At 70.7% G+C, this 15,942-nt stretch carries 18 protein-coding genes and 2 pseudogenes; 7 read left to right on the forward strand and 13 right to left on the reverse strand.

Going from position 1 to position 15,942, the window contains the following annotated elements; translation table 11 throughout:
• Positions 1-368: 368 nt before the first annotated feature.
• The 4 genes from LNW71_RS33065 to LNW71_RS33080 all read right to left on the reverse strand — a co-directional run bounded on the left by LNW71_RS33065 (position 369) and on the right by LNW71_RS33080 (position 3,881).
• Positions 369-1,262: a carbon-nitrogen hydrolase family protein gene (locus LNW71_RS33065; RefSeq protein ID WP_250971537.1), complete on the reverse strand. Its 894-nt coding sequence runs from the start codon at positions 1,260-1,262 to the stop codon at positions 369-371.
• A gap of 339 nt (positions 1,263-1,601) precedes the next feature.
• Positions 1,602-1,829, reverse strand: a complete 228-nt coding sequence (locus LNW71_RS33070; protein WP_250971538.1) for a hypothetical protein — start codon at positions 1,827-1,829, stop codon at positions 1,602-1,604.
• A gap of 103 nt (positions 1,830-1,932) precedes the next feature.
• Complete coding sequence (locus LNW71_RS33075) at positions 1,933-2,424, reverse strand: hypothetical protein (protein ID WP_250971539.1); 492 nt, start codon at positions 2,422-2,424, stop codon at positions 1,933-1,935.
• Complete coding sequence (locus LNW71_RS33080; RefSeq protein WP_250971540.1) at positions 2,421-3,881, reverse strand: FAD-binding oxidoreductase; 1,461 nt, start codon at positions 3,879-3,881, stop codon at positions 2,421-2,423. The genes LNW71_RS33075 and LNW71_RS33080 overlap by 4 nt, the downstream gene beginning before the upstream one ends.
• A gap of 186 nt (positions 3,882-4,067) precedes the next feature.
• Here LNW71_RS33080 and LNW71_RS33085 point away from each other — a divergent pair, with 186 nt between their 5' ends.
• A complete protein-coding gene (locus LNW71_RS33085) occupies positions 4,068-4,922 on the forward strand; it encodes a pentapeptide repeat-containing protein (protein WP_250971541.1) in 855 nt (284 codons plus the stop codon).
• An 11-nt stretch (positions 4,923-4,933) separates the two neighbouring features.
• Here the strand turns inward: LNW71_RS33085 and LNW71_RS33090 are convergent, their stop codons facing one another.
• A complete protein-coding gene (locus LNW71_RS33090; protein ID WP_250971542.1) occupies positions 4,934-5,458 on the reverse strand; it encodes an SRPBCC family protein in 525 nt (174 codons plus the stop codon).
• A 245-nt stretch (positions 5,459-5,703) separates the two neighbouring features.
• Here LNW71_RS33090 and LNW71_RS33095 point away from each other — a divergent pair, with 245 nt between their 5' ends.
• Complete coding sequence (locus tag LNW71_RS33095; RefSeq protein ID WP_250971543.1) at positions 5,704-7,068, forward strand: radical SAM protein; 1,365 nt, start codon at positions 5,704-5,706, stop codon at positions 7,066-7,068.
• Positions 7,069-7,157: 89 nt separating this feature from the next.
• Here LNW71_RS33095 and LNW71_RS33100 read toward each other — a convergent pair whose 3' ends face one another.
• From LNW71_RS33100 to LNW71_RS33110, 3 genes are all read right to left on the reverse strand, one after another.
• Entirely contained in the window at positions 7,158-7,775 is a 618-nt protein-coding gene (locus tag LNW71_RS33100; RefSeq protein WP_250971544.1) for an SDR family oxidoreductase, read from the reverse strand.
• Positions 7,709-7,936 (reverse strand): SDR family NAD(P)-dependent oxidoreductase, encoded by a 228-nt coding sequence (locus LNW71_RS33105; protein ID WP_250971545.1) that lies wholly within the window; start codon positions 7,934-7,936, stop codon positions 7,709-7,711. Before LNW71_RS33105 ends, LNW71_RS33100 begins: the two co-directional genes overlap by 67 nt.
• Before the next feature lie 75 nt (positions 7,937-8,011).
• A complete protein-coding gene (locus LNW71_RS33110) occupies positions 8,012-8,326 on the reverse strand; it encodes a hypothetical protein (protein ID WP_250971546.1) in 315 nt (104 codons plus the stop codon).
• A gap of 178 nt (positions 8,327-8,504) precedes the next feature.
• Here LNW71_RS33110 and LNW71_RS33115 point away from each other — a divergent pair, with 178 nt between their 5' ends.
• Together LNW71_RS33115 and LNW71_RS33120 are read left to right on the forward strand one after the other, a co-directional pair.
• The gene (locus LNW71_RS33115; protein WP_250971547.1) at positions 8,505-9,338 is read left to right on the forward strand and encodes a helix-turn-helix transcriptional regulator; all 834 of its coding nucleotides are present in this window, start codon (positions 8,505-8,507) and stop codon (positions 9,336-9,338) included.
• 114 nt (positions 9,339-9,452) lie between these two features.
• Positions 9,453-10,118, forward strand: coding sequence for an HAD family hydrolase (locus LNW71_RS33120; RefSeq protein ID WP_250971548.1), 666 nt, complete (start codon positions 9,453-9,455; stop codon positions 10,116-10,118).
• A gap of 155 nt (positions 10,119-10,273) precedes the next feature.
• Here the strand turns inward: LNW71_RS33120 and LNW71_RS33125 are convergent, their stop codons facing one another.
• Both LNW71_RS33125 and LNW71_RS33130 read right to left on the reverse strand, forming a co-directional pair.
• Positions 10,274-10,657 carry a VOC family protein gene (locus tag LNW71_RS33125; RefSeq protein ID WP_250971549.1) on the reverse strand — a complete coding sequence of 128 codons (384 nt, stop codon included), beginning with the start codon at positions 10,655-10,657 and terminating at the stop codon, positions 10,274-10,276.
• 51 nt (positions 10,658-10,708) lie between these two features.
• A complete protein-coding gene (locus tag LNW71_RS33130; RefSeq protein ID WP_250971550.1) occupies positions 10,709-11,608 on the reverse strand; it encodes a LysR family transcriptional regulator in 900 nt (299 codons plus the stop codon).
• Between the two features lie 115 nt (positions 11,609-11,723).
• Between LNW71_RS33130 and LNW71_RS33135 the strand changes: the two are divergent.
• Positions 11,724-12,595: pseudogene (locus LNW71_RS33135) on the forward strand (oxidoreductase).
• Positions 12,596-12,685: 90 nt separating this feature from the next.
• Here the strand turns inward: LNW71_RS33135 and LNW71_RS33140 are convergent.
• Together LNW71_RS33140 and LNW71_RS33145 are read right to left on the reverse strand one after the other, a co-directional pair.
• Positions 12,686-13,231 carry a hypothetical protein gene (locus LNW71_RS33140; protein ID WP_250971551.1) on the reverse strand — a complete coding sequence of 182 codons (546 nt, stop codon included), beginning with the start codon at positions 13,229-13,231 and terminating at the stop codon, positions 12,686-12,688.
• Positions 13,228-14,100, reverse strand: a complete 873-nt coding sequence (locus LNW71_RS33145; RefSeq protein ID WP_250971552.1) for a hypothetical protein — start codon at positions 14,098-14,100, stop codon at positions 13,228-13,230. The genes LNW71_RS33140 and LNW71_RS33145 overlap by 4 nt, the downstream gene beginning before the upstream one ends.
• A gap of 77 nt (positions 14,101-14,177) precedes the next feature.
• Between LNW71_RS33145 and LNW71_RS33150 the strand changes: the two genes are divergently transcribed.
• The gene (locus LNW71_RS33150) at positions 14,178-14,360 is read left to right on the forward strand and encodes a hypothetical protein (protein ID WP_250971553.1); all 183 of its coding nucleotides are present in this window, start codon (positions 14,178-14,180) and stop codon (positions 14,358-14,360) included.
• 83 nt (positions 14,361-14,443) lie between these two features.
• Here LNW71_RS33150 and LNW71_RS33155 read toward each other — a convergent pair.
• Positions 14,444-15,121, reverse strand: a pseudogene (locus tag LNW71_RS33155) (NADPH-dependent F420 reductase); the annotation flags it as partial.
• 173 nt (positions 15,122-15,294) lie between these two features.
• Between LNW71_RS33155 and LNW71_RS33160 the strand changes: the two are divergent.
• On the forward strand, positions 15,295-15,846 hold the full coding sequence (locus LNW71_RS33160; protein ID WP_250971555.1) for a glycoside hydrolase family 25 protein: 552 nt from the start codon (positions 15,295-15,297) through the stop codon (positions 15,844-15,846).
• Positions 15,847-15,942: the final 96 nt, after the last annotated feature.

The raw sequence follows: 15,942 nt of genomic DNA on the forward strand, positions 1-15,942 counted from the left end.
ACGCTAGGTTTGACGCCGACCACTAGTCAAGCAGTTGACCAGTCTTCTTCCTGGTTTGAATCAATTCACCACGGATCGGGGCGACCCGGCCGAAGACGGACCCGGCCTGCCCGAGGGACGTTCTCGGGCAGGCCGGGTCAGGTCGGGCGGACGGAGCGGATCCGCCGACGCCGTTCGTCAGGCGCGGGCCTCCGCGCGCGGTTCCTAAGAGCTGTCCCGTAATCCCTGGCGGGCGCCCGACGACAGCTACGGCACCTCGCCGCGTTGTCGGAACGCCCGAATACATCCAGTATGCGGACGTCCCTCCGCCTTGCGATGCACCGCATCTGACGCCGCGCACTGATCCACCAGGGATTACGGGACAGCCCTTAGAAGAGCGTGCGGTCCTCACTGCGTGCGTCCTCGACGAGGTGTCCGTCGTAGAGGCCGGCGCGCGCCTTGCGCCGCCACGGCCGGGCCAGGGCGCCGGCGGGATCCTGCGGGCCGACGTCGGCAACGGTCAGCGAGGGTGTCCCGTCCCGTTCGCACCGGGCGGCCCATTCACCGTCGGGGCCGATGATTCCGGCCGGCGTGACGTCGCTGTGCTGCGCGGGTACGGCGAAGCCGGCCCAGTACCGGTTGGTCGCCGCGTGTGCCCGCATCTCCGTGGCGAAGGCCGTACCGCCGCCGACCACGGGCCCTCCCGTGGTCGAGAACAACACGCAGTCCACGTCGAGCCGTTCGTACTCGCCGAAGAGCTCCGGGAAGTGCGCCTCCATCCCGAGCGTGCAGCCGAACCGCACGCCGTCGACCTCGAAGGTGACCGGCGTCGAACCCGGTGCGTACATGTAGGAGATCTTCGTGTGCGACAGCATGCGCTCGTCGTAGCGGGTGGCGACCTCGCCACGGTCGGAGATCACGTACAGGCTGTTGTGCGGACGGTTGGGCGCGGTGAGCCGGTGGACCGAACCGAGCACGGTCCACAGCCGCAGCTCCCGGGCCAGCCGCGCGGTCACGGCCAGTTCCTCCTGGAGCACGTCCCAGCGCAACCGGCTCCAGTCCGACGGACCGACCTCGTCAGGGCCGTCGACGGACAGCAGGCCCTTGTGCGGGAAGCAGGTCGCGCCCTCGGGGAACTGCACGACCCTCGCACCGGCCGCACGGGCCTTGTGCATCAGGCTTCGTACCTCGGCCCCGCTGTCCTTGAGCTCCTTGCTGCTGCGGGGGTTCTCGCGGACCGTGGTCTGGGCCACGGCCAATCGCACGTACTTGTCTTCCGGCATGACGTCTCCTCGGGGAGCCGAACGGAAATGCCGGAGGGCAGTCGAATAGGACTGGCCGGTCTTGGCTGCGCGGGCACGCACCCGGCGCTTGAGATTCCTGTGGGCTGTCATCTGGCCTTCCACGCCACGGGCGCGAGCCCCCCAGCGACCACACCCGAGACGATCGGACCACGACAGCGACCTGAGACAAGAAGTCCCTTTGCCTCCGTGGCAGACCGAGCTGGGGACGGTCGGGGGAGGTGAGGCGTAGGCCACGCCGTGGACATCCTGCCTTCGAGAGCCGAATCGCGTCAAGACCCTGCCGCCCGGCGCGCTCCGGTGGCCGGAACGCGTTGCGGCTCAGCGCCCGCTGTCCGACATGCTCGGCTGGAGAGACCGCACGAGGTCGAAGAACCGGGGCTCGTTTCCCGAGAGCCCGGCACGTCTCAGCGCACCGTCCGCCTCCTCGATCGGCGCGGCGAGCAGTGGCATGTAGAGCGGGGCGTCGTCCGGGTCGGAGAGGGCGGCGCGGGTGGCCTCCAGTAAACGGACGTACGCCTGAGCCGCGGCGAGTTCGTCATTGCGCATCGGAGCATCTCCAGGTCAGAGGTGTCGGACCCACAAGCCTCCCTCATGGGTCTGACAACACCCCTCGGCCACGGCCCGCCGGCCGCAGCTTTGACACTTCCCTCTACCGGCTGTCCGGCCGGAGCGCACCGGTCGGCGGTTCCACCTCCAGGAATCTGCGCCGGCGCGGCCCGCGGTAGAGCAGCGCCGTCCAGCCCAACTCCCGCAGTACGCAAGCGCACCGGGTCAGTTCCCCCTCCTCCTCGTGCGCCGCCCCGCTGCCGGGAGGCCCGAGCCACTCGACCCGTACGGTGCCCGGCTGCGTGCCCGCCTCCACCCGGTACCCCGTCGCTGTACGCCGCCCCGACGCGTCAACAGCCGATGCGGCCGGCCCGGATGCCTCCAGGGCCAGGGCCACCGCCCGTACCGGCCGGTGCAGTTCCCACGCCGCCGGCACGGTCTCCGGGGCGGCCTGCCCGGTGTTGGCCAGCCGCCGGATCTGCAGCATTCCGGCGAACGCGGTGCGCACCGCGGCGGCACGCCGCTCCGGCGGACCGGGGGGTGACGGGCCGTCCCCCGTGTCCGGTTCGAAGCCGGTTCCCTCCTCGGCGTTCATCCGCGTCCCCCTGTCACTCGTACCCGCTGGTTGTCAGTGTGCGCCGTCCCACCGACAACCGGGCCCACAGGAGGGACGAGGAGGTCAGACGCCGCCCCGAGCACCTTGCCCGGGTTCAGGATGCCGTGCGGATCGAGTGCGGCCTTCACCGCGTGATGCATGCCGAGCACCGCGGGCCCCAGCTCCTTGTTCATGCCGCGCATCTTCAGCAGCCCGACCCCGTGCTCGCCGGTGACCGTGCCGCCCAGCGCGATCGCGTCGTCCAGAATGTCCTCGAAGGCCAACTCGGCGCGGGCGCGTGCCGCCTCGTCACCCGGCGGAGTGATGATCAGGGGATGCAGATTGCCGTCGCCGGCATGCGCGATGTTGGCCACCAGGATGTCGTGCCGGGCCGCTGTCCGCTCGATCCGGGCCAGCATCTCCGGCACCGCGGTCCGTGGCACACAGACGTCCTCGGTCAGGACCGGGCCGAGCCGCTCCAGCGCCGGATAGGCCAGCCGCCTGGCCTGGAACAGGGCATCGGCCTCCTGCTGGTCCGTGGAGACCGCGGCCCAGGTCGCGCCGGCCCGCTCGAAGCAGTCCCGGATCAGTCCGGCCTCGGCGTCGCCTTCGGCCCCCGGGGTGTCGACCCGGCCGAGCAGCACCACGTCGGCGTCCGCGGACAGTCCCATCTTCTTCCAGGCGTCGACGGCGGCGAGACAGTGACGGTCGACCAGTTCGAGCGCGGAGGGGATGACGCCGGACGAGGTCACGGCACTCACCGCCTCGCCGGCCGCGACCACGGACGAGAAGTAGCCCGCCACCGTCCGCTCCTGAAGCCGCGCCGGACGCAGCCGCACCGTGATCTCGGTGATCACCCCGAGTGTGCCCTCGGAGCCGACCATCAGCCCGGCCAGGTCGTATCCCGCCACACCCTTCGCCGTGCGGCGGCCCAGCGAGACGACTTCGCCGAGCCCGTTGACCACTTCGAGGCCCAGCACGTAGTCGCGCGTCACGCCGTACTTGACGCAGCACATCCCGCCGGCGTTGGTCGCGACGTTCCCGCCGATGGTGGACCACGGGGAACTCGCCGGATCCGGCGGGTACCACAGCCCGTGTTCCGCACAGGCCGCCCGCAGGTCGTCGTTGACCACACCTGGCTGGACCACGGCCAGCCGCTCGGCGCGGTCGATGTCGACGATCCGGTTCATGTCCTCGAACGACATGACGATCGCCCCGTCGACGGCGTTCGCGCCACCGGACAGACCGGTTCCCGCACCCCGGGGCACCAGCGGAATACGGTGCGCGAGACAGTGGCGCACCACATCCCGTACCTCGTCGGTGTTCTGCGGGCGCACCACGGCCAGCGGCATTCCGTACGGAGCCCACTCGGCCTCGTCGTGCTGGTAGCGGGCCAGGCCCGCCGGATCGGTCAGCACGCGCCGGGCGGGGATGCTGTCGACTGGTGCGTTCGCCACGATGGTGGCCACCTCCCATAAAGATGTATTGACCACCATCATCGCGCGAGGCGCCGCCGGCCGTGGGGAGGCCCCCCTCCGTCGGAGCTCCGCGCTTCGGGCCGGCGTCCCCGAGTGGCCGGGCAGGGGGTGGAACTCGGTAGGCTCGACCGCTCAAGAACCCGCACCCCCGGAGGATCCACCCCCGTGCCCGAGAACGACCGAGCCCCCGGCGCCGACGGTGCGGACAGCACCGACCGCACCGCCCTGCGCGCCGACTGCGGGAACTGCTTCGGGCTGTGCTGTGTGGCCCTCACCCTCACCCGGTCCGCGGACTTCGCCGTCAACAAGGACGCCGGCACTCCCTGCCGCAACCTGCAGGACGACTTCCGCTGCGGTATCCACACCCGGCTGCGCACCGAGGGCTTTCCCGGTTGCACCGTGTACGACTGCTTCGGCGCCGGCCAGAAGGTCTCCGGGGAGACCTTCGGCGGACAGGACTGGCGCAGCGCCCCACAGAGCGCCAAGCAGATGTTCCAGGTCTTCCCGGTCGTGCGACAGCTCCACGAACTGCTCTGGTATCTCACGGAGGCGGCCGCTCTGGAGCCGGCCCGCCCCCTCCGGGGTGAGATCCGGCGAACCCTCGACGCGACCGAAGGCCTCACCCGCCTCGACGCGGACGCGCTCGCGGACCTGGACGTGTCGGCGCACCGGGACGGGGTCGCCGCCTTGCTGGCGCGCACCAGCGAACTCGTACGCGCCACGGCTCCCCGCAGGAAGAAGCGCAACCACCGCGGTGCCGACCTCATCGGCGCCCGCCTCAAGGGCACGGACCTGCGGGGCGCAGACCTGCGCGGCGCCTACCTCATCGCGGCGGACCTCACGGGCGCCGATCTGCGGCTCGCCGACCTCATCGGCGCGGACTTCCGCGACGCCGAACTGTCGGGCGCCGACCTGACCGGCGCGCTCTTCCTGACGCAGTCCCAGGTGAACGCCGCCCGCGGCAACGGCGCCACCCGGCTGCCTCCGACGCTCAGCCGCCCCACGCACTGGGAGCGGTAGGCCGGCGCGGGTCAGGCCCGCAGCGCGTCCCCGTCCAGCGGAGTCTCCAGAGCCGCCTTCAGCCGCTCCAGGGTGGTGCGGATGTTGCCGCGCTGGAACACCGCGAAGGTGTGACCCCGGGTGGCCGCCCGGTCGAACGCGTTGGCCACGAAATCCGGCCAGGCGCGGCGGTCGTCGGTCCAGGTCTCGGTGACCCTGGTGCCACCGTCCACGGCCTCGAACCGGTACTCCCACGTGGCGATCGCGCCCGGCAGCAGCGGGCGCCGGGCGCCGATCGCGTGGACCCGGAAGGCGAACCGCTCGCCCGGATCGGCGGCGGTGACCGTGCACCGCGTCGTCCATCGCATCTTCCCGCGCTTGTTGCGGCCCTCGAAGACCATGCCGACGTACGCGCCCCGCTTCTCCCCGAGCACCTTCGCGCCCCGGTTCTCCGGACTCCAGCGCCCCATCGCCGTCGGGTCGCTGAGCTGCGCGTACACGGCCGACGGTTCGGCCAGAACCACGATGCTGTCCGACACGGACATGGTGCGGGGCATGAAGCACTTCCGATCCGCGGCCGGCTCCGGAGTCAACCGGGCGTCGGGCCGACCGCACGGCCGACGGGCTCCCGGGCCCCACACCCTACTCACCGGTCACATAGGTCCCCGCGGTGGGCACCCGCGGACCGGACCTGGCGCCCGCACATCCGGCCCCGGCATCGAGAACGCTTCGCGTCCCTGGTTCGTTGCACAGGGTGGCGTATCCGGAACACCGTCGACAACCGGACCGAGGAGCCCCGCACATGCCAAGCCGTACAGACCCCGGCCGTACCGAACCCGGCAGCACCGGCACAAGCCGCACCCACCTGGTGGAACGGCTCATGGAGCAGTTCCCGCACGTGCCGCGGGAGGCCGTCATCAAGGAGGACCTGCTGCGCGGCGGCCTGGCCTTCGACGAGTCCGCGCTGAGCGACAACGAGGGTGGTGACGTCAAGCCGAAGTCGTACTTCATCTTCTCCTTCGACCACGGCACCCTGCCCGAGCTGGGGGCAGCCGCGCTGCGCCGGCCGCCGGAGGAGATCGTCCTCACCGGCGGTCCGTACGAGCTGCGGCGCACCGTCGTCTCCGTGCGGGTGAACCCGGCGTCTCCCTACCGGGTCGCGGCCGACCAGGACGGCGTGCTCGGCCTCTACCTCGACGGCAGGCGGATCTCCGACGTCGGACTCCCGCCGATGCCGGACTACTACCGCCACGCCCTGGAGAACGGCAAGTCCGTGATGGAGGTCGCACCCACCATCCAGTGGGGCTACCTCGTCTATCTGACGGTGTTCCGCGTCTGCCAGTACTTCGGCGCCAAGGAGGAGTGCCAGTACTGCGACATCAACCACAACTGGCGCCAGCACAAGGCCGCCGGGCGCCCGTACACGGGAGTGAAGCCGGTCGAGGAGGTCCTTGAGGCGCTGGCCATCATCGACCGGTACGACACCGCGAAGACCTCCACGGCCTACACCCTCACCGGCGGCGCCATCACCTCCCACATCGGAGGCAGGGACGAGGCCGACTTCTACGGCCAGTACGCGAAGGCCATCGAGGAGCGCTTCCCCGGCCGCTGGATCGGCAAGGTCGTCGCCCAGGCCCTGCCCAAGGCCGACGTGCAGCGGTTCCACGACTACGGCGTGCAGATCTACCACCCCAACTACGAGGTGTGGGACCCGCGGCTGTTCGAGCTGTACTGCCCGGGCAAGGAGCGTTACGTCGGCCGTGCCGAATGGCACCGCCGCATCCTGGACTCCGCCGAGGTCTTCGGTGCCCGCAACGTCATTCCCAACTTCGTCGCGGGGGTGGAGATGGCCGAGCCCTTCGGCTTCACCACGGTGAAGGAAGCCATCGAATCCACCACCGAGGGACTGCGGTTCTTCATGTCTCACGGCATCACCCCCCGCTTCACCACCTGGTGTCCCGAGCCCACGACCCCGCTGGGAAAGACGAACCCGGACGGAGCGCCGCTGGAGTACCACATCCGGCTGCTGGAGGCCTACCGCTCGACGATGGAGGAGTACGGGCTGAGCTCGCCCCCGGGGTACGGCCCGCCGGGACCAGGGCGCGCGGTGTTCTCCGTCAGCTCCTTCATGGACAGCCTTCCGGCCCGGCCCGGGGACGGCACGTAGGAGTCCGCCCCGCGATGTTCGTCGCGCCGAACGGCCCGGACCCCGGTCGCCCCGGGGCCCGATGAGCCCTCGCTGCGTCGGGTCGTGCGTCAGCCGGCCCGGTAGCGGGTGGCGAGCTCGGGGCTCTGGCCTCCGAAGGCCGCCAGATCGGCAGCGAAGATGTTGTCGAGGAGGGCGGCGTCCTCGACGCCGGGGGCGCACACCACCTCGCCGAGCTCCAGACCGCGCAGCGCGCCGGTGACCAGGTCGTCGGCGCTCATGCGGGGCACGACGCTCATGTCGAGGCCCTGGCGCTCGTGGAACTCCGTGGCCACGATGCCGGGGCAGACGACCTGGACCTTCACACCGGTGCCTTCGAGCTCGGCGCTGAGGGCCTGGGACATGGCGACGAGGTGGGCGAGGGTGCCTGCGTAGACGGCGCGGCGGGGCATCTGGGAGTGCGGGGCGGGACCGCTGAAGGCGATCATGCCGGCGACGTTCACGAGGGCGCCCCGGCCGCGTTCCTGCATGCCTGCCACGGCGGCACGGGTGATCAGGGTCGGGGCGAGGACCTTGACGTTGACCAGCTCCCGGGCCTTGTCCGCGGGCAGGTCGGCCAGCGGCATGTAGTGGGACACGCCCGCGTTGTTCACCAACAGCGTCAGCGGCTCCGTCGCGGCGATCCGCGCGACGGTGTCGATGCCTTCATCGCTTGACAGGTCGGCCACCACGGGGCGGACCCCGACCTCGGGTGGGCGGCGGCGAACTCCTCCAGGCGCTCCTGCCGGCGGCCGACGATCACCAGGTCGTAGCCGTCGGCGGCGAGGCGCTCGGCGAATGCCTTGCCGATGCCGGAGGTGGCACCGGTGACGAGTGCGAGATTGCTCATGAGCTCAGTTCCTTGTCGGTCGTACGGGGGCGGCTGGGGGTGCGGCTCGCGCGGAGCCCGAAGGGGGTGCGGGTGTCAGGAGGCGAGGTGCTCCAGGAGTTCGGGCAGCCGGTGGGCGCCGGTCAGCCCCCGCGCGGTGACGGCGCAGGAGTCGGTGCCCGCCCCGCGCAATGGCCTCGACCCCGGACGCAGCCCCGCCGGCAACTGCTCGGCCAGGCGCAGCACGTCGTCATCGGTGCCGACGCACACTGCGACGATGTCGCTCGCGAGGGGGAGATCCCCGATGTGGTCGTGGCGGACGTGCGGCACGCCGTTCAGCCCGTCCAGCGATATGGGCCGTCGGGCCCAGGCGTGCAGAGGGAAACCGGCTTCTGCGACGGCCCTCGCCATCGGCAGACCCTGGTAGCCCAGATGCCCAGACCGATCCAGCCCACTGCGGGGGTGAGGGATTCCTGCTGCTGCCATGCCTCCACAATGGACACAAAACGTAGGAACAGGTAGTAGACGCCCCTTCCTAGGACTATCAATACCAGGCACGCGTTCCTGCTCATAAGCCACACTGTCCGGCATGGCAACCACAGAACTCGGGGCCGCCCTGCGGCGTCGGCGCGACCAGGTCCCACCCGAGGCGGCGGGGCTTCCGGCAGGCGGCCATCGGCGCGCGCCGGGCCTGCGGCGCGAGGAGCTTGCGCAGCTCGCCGGAATCTCCGTCGACTACGTCACCCGCCTCGAACAGGGCCGGGCCGCCAACCCCTCCGCACAGGTCGTCGAAGCCCTCGCCCGCGCGCTGCGCCTCACCAGCAACGGACGCGCCGACCTCTTCCAGCTCGCCGGGCTGGTCCCCCCGGGCCCTGAGACGATCCCGGCGTACGTCACCCCTGGTGTCCAGCGGATGCTCGACCGGCTCACCGGCACACCCGTGGCGGTCTTCGACGCCGCGTGGACCCAACTGCTGGCGAACCCCCTGTACGCAGCGCTGATGGGGGAATGGCACGGCGACGACCTCAACGCCGTCTGGCGCAATTTCCTCGGGACCGCCCCGCGCGTACGCCACACCCCCGAATCGCGGGACGCACTGCGCGCCGCCCAGGTCGCCGACCTGCGCAGAACGGCCGGCCGCTATCCGGCAGATCAGCGACTGCAGCATCTCATCTCCCAACTACGCTCCAAGAGCGCCGAGTTCGAAGAACTCTGGGAAGCCGGTGGCGCCGGCCGCCATCAGTCCGCACGCAAGACCATCGACCACCCTCGTGTCGGCGCACTCACCCTGGACTGCGACGTACTCAGCGTCGCGGGCAGTGACCTGCGCATCATGATCTACACAGCCGAACCCGACAGTCAGGACGCCGAACGCCTCGCGCTCCTGGCCGTCATAGGAACGCAGGAACTCACCGGCTGCTGAACGTGAATTCGTGGCGTGGGGATGGCGAAGTGCGCCGCGTCCGGGGCTGCTTGGGCAGATCCGGCCGGATTATGTGAATCGACAGGACGGTCCAGCAACCGTGAGACTGGACAGATGACGAGACGAACTCCCGCTTCCGCTGATGTCCAGGCCGTTCTCTTCGACTCCGGTGGCGTGTTGATGCGTCCGATCGGAGGCCGGTGGAACCCGCGCGCGGACTTCGAGGAGACCGTCCTCGCTCACGATCCGTCGATCACGGAAGACCGGTTCGCCGAGGCGATCGCCGCTGGAGACCAGTTCTTCGCCGCCTTGTCCTCGACCCCCGACTACGACGACTACCACCGTGTGGTGTTACGCAACCTCGGGACGGAGGCCACCTCGCAGCTGCTGGCCGAGCTGCGTCGTGAAGTCCCCGTGGAGAGAGTGCTGGAACTGTACCCGGACGTGCTGAAGACCCTGGAGGAGCTGAGCCGGCGGCAGGTGCGGATGGCCGTGGTCTCCGACGCCTGGCCCGACCTGCCCGGCCTGCACGCGGCACTGGGCATCCACCACTACTTCGAGGCGTACGCAATCTCCGCCGAGCTGGGCTGCAACAAGCCGGATCCGCGCATGTACCACCACGCGAGCACGGCGCTTGGCCTGCCCCCGAGCAATGCCTGTTCATCGACGACGATCCCGACCTGGTTCAAGCGGCCATCGACCTCGGTTATGCGGGGCGTGCGATCCACCGGGACCCCCTGCTCCCGGACGCTGCTCCCGTCCCGTCCATCGCGACATTGACGGAACTGCTGGAGCTTTTCTGACCAGGTCTCCCTCACCATCGGGCCGTGGCCCCGAGGTACGACAAGCTTGCCGTCCGCTATCACGGAAGAGTGCTGGTCGCGGCCTTCAACGAGTGGCCGTGACCAGCTGCCCGGACCGTCAGCGTGTGAGTCTCAGGAAGACATCGCCGCGCGGTCGGTCTCGCTGAGGAGAACACAGAATTCATTGCCCTCAGGGTCCGCAAGGACGGCCCAGCCGGCACCGTCGGGTTCCCGGCGGTCGGCGACGAGGGTGGCTCCGAGGTTCAGCAGCCGCTCGACCTCCTCCTCGCGCGAGGTCTCGGGGCGCAGGCAAAGGTGGAGCCGGCTCTTGACCGTCTTCGGTTCCGGCACCTGGTTGAAGTGCAGCCGCGGGCCCTCCGGCAGCATCACCTCAGTCTCCAGCTCACCCGGTCCGTCCTCCGGATGCAGCGGACAGCCGAGCACCTCGCTCCAGAATCGAGCCAGCTGATAGGCGTCCACACAGTCGATCGCCACGTTCTGCACTACCGAAACCATGGACCGGATCCTGCCTGGAGCTCCGCCGGCTCCGCAAATTGCGGGACGGGGTCATCCCGCCAACGGCGCGATTGCGGCGGCGAGTTCCCGTACCACGCCGACGAAGCCCCGCACCAGCGCCGTGTCCCGGCCGTCCGCCCAGGCGAGTACCACCCGCAGCGGCTCCACATCGGTCAGCGGGACCCAGCAGAGGTCGGGGCGCGCGTAGTACCTGGCCATGCTCAGGGGAGCGAAGCAGATGGCGGATCCCCCGGCCACCTGCTCCAGCATCTCCTCGACGTTGTCGTTGGTCGGCCCCCACTTCGGACTCGAACCGTCCGGCCTGGGGTTGACCGCCCACCAGTCCACCCACTCCCGCCGTGCCCGCCGCGTCCACAACAGCGGCTCGTCGCCCACCTCCAGCACCGCGATGCCGGAGCGCGCCGCCAGTGCGTGGCCGGTGGGCAGGCCCACGACACGCGGCTCGGTGTGCACCAGCTCGCTGTGCAGCCCGGTCAGATCGTTGGGCAGCCATACGAAGGCGACATCGGCCTGGCCGTCCCGCAGTGCGTCGGCCTCCTGGCCCCAGTCGTAACGCTTGGGTGCCACCTGTACGTCGGGGTGGCGTCGGGCGAACTCCGCACGTGCCCGCGTGGTCAGCTCGCCGGCGCCGCTCGCCTCGAAACCCACCCGCAGCACGCCTGTCCGGCCGAGGGCGTGCCGCTCGGCCGCGGCTCTCACGCGTTCGGACTGACGGACCGTGAGCAGGGCTTCGGCGATCACGTCACGCCCCGCCGCGGTCGCCGACACACCACCGGAATGCCGGTCGAAGAGCCGCACCCCGAGCTCGCCCTCAAGGCTCTTGAGGGCGTACGACAGGGCGGGCTGGCTGACGTACAGCCGCCGGGCGGCCCGCCCGAGGTTCTCCTCTTCGGCTATCACGGTGAGGTAGTGCAGCTGGCGCAGCTCCATGCAGGCATCATAAGCCTCCTTTATCGATCAAGTGATCTTATGTCTTGGACCGCCGGGAGAGTCGGATGGCAAAACTGAGTCATCGCAACAAGCCACTGAGGAGCAGGAGTTACGCATGAACGCCGAAGACAGCGCAGCCACCAGGGGCGACGCGAAGGGCCGTGTCTGGCTGATCACCGGAGCCTCGTCCGGATTCGGCCGCGCCATCGCCTCGGCCGCCCTGGCCGCCGGGGACACCGTCGTCGCCACGGCCCGCAGACCGGAGGCGCTCGACGACCTGGTCGCCGCGTATCCCGACCGTGCCGTCGCCCTTCAGCTCGACGTCACCGACACGGCGCGCACGGCGGCCGTCGTCGCGGACGCCGTGCTCTGGTACGGGCGGATCGACGTGCTGGTCAACAACGCCGGGATGGGGCTGGTCGGCGCAGTGGAGGAGACCAGCGACCGCGAACTGCGCGACCTGATGGACCTGCACTTCTTCGGACCCGCCGCGCTGGTGCGTGCCGTTCTGCCGCACATGCGCCGCAACGGATCCGGTGCCGTCGTCCAGATGAGCAGCATGGGCGGCCGGTTCACCTTCCCCGGCGTGGGTGCCTACTCGGCGACGAAGTTCGCGCTGGAGGGCCTGTCCGAGGCGCTCGCCGGGGAGGTGGCCCCGCACGGGATCAAGGTGCTGATCGTCGAGCCCGGGTCGTTCCGGACAGGCTTCGCCGGGGCGGCGCCCTGCGGCAGTCCACGGCGATTCCGGCCTACGAGGAGACCGTGGGCCCGGTCCGAAGCACCCTCTCCGGTTCGGACGGCAAGCAGGAGGGCGACCCGGACAAGGCAGCCGCGGCCATCCTGACCGCGCTGGCCGCCGAGGACACCCCGCTTCGGCTGCCGCTCGGCAACGACGCGACGGACGCGGTCCTGGCCAGCCTCGACGCTTCCCGGAGCGAGGTGCTGACCTGGGAGAAGGTCAGCCGCAGCACGGGCTTCGAGGACTGACACGCCGGGCGGGGAGGCGCGCGGGTCCGGCGGGCGGCGCCTCCAGGGCGCGCCTGCTGGTCCGGCGGGCGGCGCGTTGCACGGCACGCCTCATGGAGCGGCGGGCACCATTTCCAGCAGTGTGCCCGCCACTGTGCTCATCCGGTGGTGGCGGAGGTCCAGGACAGGTGTCGGGTTCGAGAGGCCGTGGGAAGCCAGCAGATTCATCAGGGACCAGATGACGTCCGGGCTTCCGGACAGGGGGAGCTCCCGGCCGTCGGGAGCGATGACCCTGGCTGTGGTGGTGCCGGCGAGCAGGCTGGTGCGGGCCCAGTCGATGACGAACGACTCCCCGTCGGGGTGGGCTTGGAGCACCACGTCCTTGGTTCGGTGCAGGAGGGCCAGGTAGTCCAACGGCACCGTCAGCCGCCTCGCGGCTTCGAAGGGGGGTGTGCCGTCCGCGGGATGGATGCGCAGGACGGTGTCCAGGACCGGGCCGTGGTCCTGGAAGGTGTGCGTCGCGCGCATCTCCAGGAACCGGGCGCGCACCAGCACGCCACCGCGGCGCGACCACCGTCGGCCGACGGAGCCGAATGCGGCCGGCTCACCGGGGAGCTGGTCCACGATCCACCGGGCCTCCTCGCCGGGTTCGGTCACCGGCGCCGTGCCCTCGGGGAGACGCGGTCCTGCTCGGCCGCGGCGGCGTACCGCGAGGCCGTGTGTGCGTCCAGGCGCCGGAGGTCGATCGTGTCGCCGGCCATCTCGATGCCTCCTGCCGCCCGCGAGATCCGCATCTGTCGCAGCAGCCGCCCGGAGCGGCGGGTCACATCGGTCAGCCGGCCTTCGAGGTCGACCACCCGGCAGGTCCTCGTGCCCGCAAGCAGGGCGCTGCTCGGCCAGAGCGGGGTGACCACCGGGTGATCGCGCCGGCCGGCCTGTCCGGCAGGGCCGGCCGGGCGCGCCGGTCCGACGAGGACGGCCAGGCGGCCTGCTGTGACCGCCGACAGACACAGGGACGGCACCCGCCACTCGCCCGTGGTCTCGAACTCCGCGAAGCCGGCCGCCGCTTCGGTCTCCTCGGCAGCGTGCACCCGCAGCCTCAGCCGGACCAGCGGCGTGAACTCGTCGGGGGTGAAGTCGCCTCCGTAGGTCGTCCAGGCAGCCTCGCCCTCGGGGCTGTACCGCACGAGGGACGCCTCCAGGACGTCCGCCCGCACCAACTGCGCCTGAGCATGGCCTTTCGGACTGCGCGGAGCCCACGCCACGAAGGTCCTCTCCCCGTACGGGACGCCCTCGTCGTTCACACGGTCCCTGCGGGTGATCCGGGGAAACCGGGCCCGCGCCAGCCTCAAGGCCATGACAGGGATCAGGGCCGAGCCGGCCAGCCCGACGGTGAGGGGGATCCAGGCCCAATCCTCACCCTCGCTCCAGGCCAGGTACGCCAGCAGGAAGGCCACGGGGACCGGAAAACAGCAGATCGTGGCGAAGACGAGCTGTCCGAACACCACGCCGGCATAGCTACGCATGGCCCCGCCCCTGCTCGTTCCGTCACCCCGGGGCACGGATCGCGGCCCGGGGGCTACGCCCTCCGCCCCATGTTCCCGTGGCCTCGGGCCCCGGCACCACCCTCCTGGCCGAACAGATCGTCGGCGTGGTGGTGGGACGGCTGCGACGGCCCACCAGCCGGCTGTCACTCCCGGCCCTGGCCCTCACCGCGCCCGACGCCCCCCGGCCGGCCTGCCCGCTGGGGAGAGGGCCGGCCGGAGCACCGGGGGCGGCCGGCTGAGGCGCCCGCGGCCGCAGGACAGGCGGTCCGGCTCACGCGTGGGGGAGGCCCGCGCCTCCCTCACGCGTGAGCGCCGGCCGCTCTCAGGCCCGCCACTCGGCGGTCCGCTCGGCGGAAGCCGAGTCCAGGGCCTTCTCGATGGCCGCGACATCACCCCGGTTGCCGTACACCGGCGTGCCCGGCTGCTGGCGCCACGACGTGTCGAGTCCGCCCGCGTCCACGGTGTCGAAGCCCAGCTCGTCGATCAGGTCGCGGACCGTCTGCTTGGCGGCCGCGTCGTCACCGGCCACCGGCAGCGCCTGGCGGTCCGCGGTGCCCGCGGGCGTGCCGTTGGAGAGGATGTCCTGCGCGTACGTCCCGTTGAAGGCCTTGATGACGGGGTGGCCGATCTGGCCCTCCGTCCAGCGGCTCTCCGGCAGCCCGTCCTCGATGGCGGCGATACGGCCGTCACGCTGCTGCGGGTAGTAGTTGCCGGTGTCGATGACCACGGCCCCCTCCGCGGCGCCGTCCAGGAATCCGGCGGCCAGTGCCGGAACGGCCTTCAGCGGAACGGTGACGACCACGACCTGGGCGCCGCGCGCCGCATCCGCCGCGGTGACCGCGTGGGCGCCGGTCTCCTCCGCCAGTGCGGAGAGCGTTTCGGGACCGCGTGAGTTGGCGACGGACACGTCATGGCCGAGCGCGGTGAGGCGCCTGGTGAGATTGCCGCCGATGTTCCCTGCCCCGATGATGCCGATCTTCATGGATCCGACCTTCCGATCGTGCCTGTGGTGCGAGTAGTGGGTCTCGCCGGTTCACCAACTCACTCCCGGCAGTCGCTATTCCGGGTGGCGGCAAAACGATTCCCCTGCCACCCGGACGGATGAGACCCCCGGCTCGCGGGCATCTGACAGACGAGGAACCGGAATCACGCAGACCACTTGAAGGCGGTCCCATGCTGCACGGTGTCGATGTCAGCTCGTACCAGTCGTCCTTCGACACGGACGGACTGGACTTCGTCCTCATCAAGGCCACCGAGGGCCGCTCGTACGTCAACCCGCATCTGGCCGCGCAGACGAAGCGCGCACGGGACGCGGACTGTGTGGTCGGCTACTACCACTTCCTGTGGCCGGGGAACATCACGGCCCAGGCGGAGTACTTCCTGAGCAAGGCGCCGGAGAAGGCGGGGGAGCTGCTCGCCGTCGACTGGGAACAGAACGGCGAGGGAACCCGCGCGAGCAACGCCGAAAAGGACCGCTTCATCCGCGAGGTCAAACGGCTGCGCCCGCACCACCGGGTCCTGCTGTACTGCAACCGCTATTTCTGGCTGAACCACGACACCACCTCGTACGCCGGCGACGGTCTGTGGATCGCCGACTACGTCACCGCCGGCAAGCCCCGCATCAAGGCCTCGTGGCGCATCCATCAGTACACCGACAGCCCTCTCGACAAGGATGTCGCGGACTTCTCCTCGCGGGCCGCGATGCACACCTGGGCAGGGGGGTAGCGGCCGGTACGCCGCGAGGTGCGGTGACGGCGTGCTCCGAACGAGAGGCCTTGGTCCACTGCGACCGCGTGCCGGACGGGGAGCCGCGCAGGACGG

This window comes from Streptomyces sp. RKAG290 (assembly GCF_023701695.1).
Taxonomy (GTDB): domain Bacteria; phylum Actinomycetota; class Actinomycetes; order Streptomycetales; family Streptomycetaceae; genus Streptomyces.

Coding starts and splice junctions, on each gene's coding strand:
- LNW71_RS33065 (WP_250971537.1), bottom strand. CDS start 1,262: ATGCCGGAAGACAAGTACGTGCGATTGGCCGTGGCCCAGACCACGGTC.
- LNW71_RS33070 (WP_250971538.1), bottom strand. CDS start 1,829: ATGCGCAATGACGAACTCGCCGCGGCTCAGGCGTACGTCCGTTTACTG.
- LNW71_RS33075 (WP_250971539.1), bottom strand. CDS start 2,424: ATGAACGCCGAGGAGGGAACCGGCTTCGAACCGGACACGGGGGACGGC.
- LNW71_RS33090 (WP_250971542.1), bottom strand. CDS start 5,458: ATGCCCCGCACCATGTCCGTGTCGGACAGCATCGTGGTTCTGGCCGAA.
- LNW71_RS33095 (WP_250971543.1), top strand. CDS start 5,704: ATGCCAAGCCGTACAGACCCCGGCCGTACCGAACCCGGCAGCACCGGC.
- LNW71_RS33105 (WP_250971545.1), bottom strand. CDS start 7,936: ATGAGCAATCTCGCACTCGTCACCGGTGCCACCTCCGGCATCGGCAAG.
- LNW71_RS33110 (WP_250971546.1), bottom strand. CDS start 8,326: ATGGCGAGGGCCGTCGCAGAAGCCGGTTTCCCTCTGCACGCCTGGGCC.
- LNW71_RS33115 (WP_250971547.1), top strand. CDS start 8,505: ATGGCAACCACAGAACTCGGGGCCGCCCTGCGGCGTCGGCGCGACCAG.
- LNW71_RS33120 (WP_250971548.1), top strand. CDS start 9,453: ATGACGAGACGAACTCCCGCTTCCGCTGATGTCCAGGCCGTTCTCTTC.
- LNW71_RS33125 (WP_250971549.1), bottom strand. CDS start 10,657: ATGGTTTCGGTAGTGCAGAACGTGGCGATCGACTGTGTGGACGCCTAT.
- LNW71_RS33130 (WP_250971550.1), bottom strand. CDS start 11,608: ATGGAGCTGCGCCAGCTGCACTACCTCACCGTGATAGCCGAAGAGGAG.
- LNW71_RS33145 (WP_250971552.1), bottom strand. CDS start 14,100: ATGCGTAGCTATGCCGGCGTGGTGTTCGGACAGCTCGTCTTCGCCACG.
- LNW71_RS33160 (WP_250971555.1), top strand. CDS start 15,295: ATGCTGCACGGTGTCGATGTCAGCTCGTACCAGTCGTCCTTCGACACG.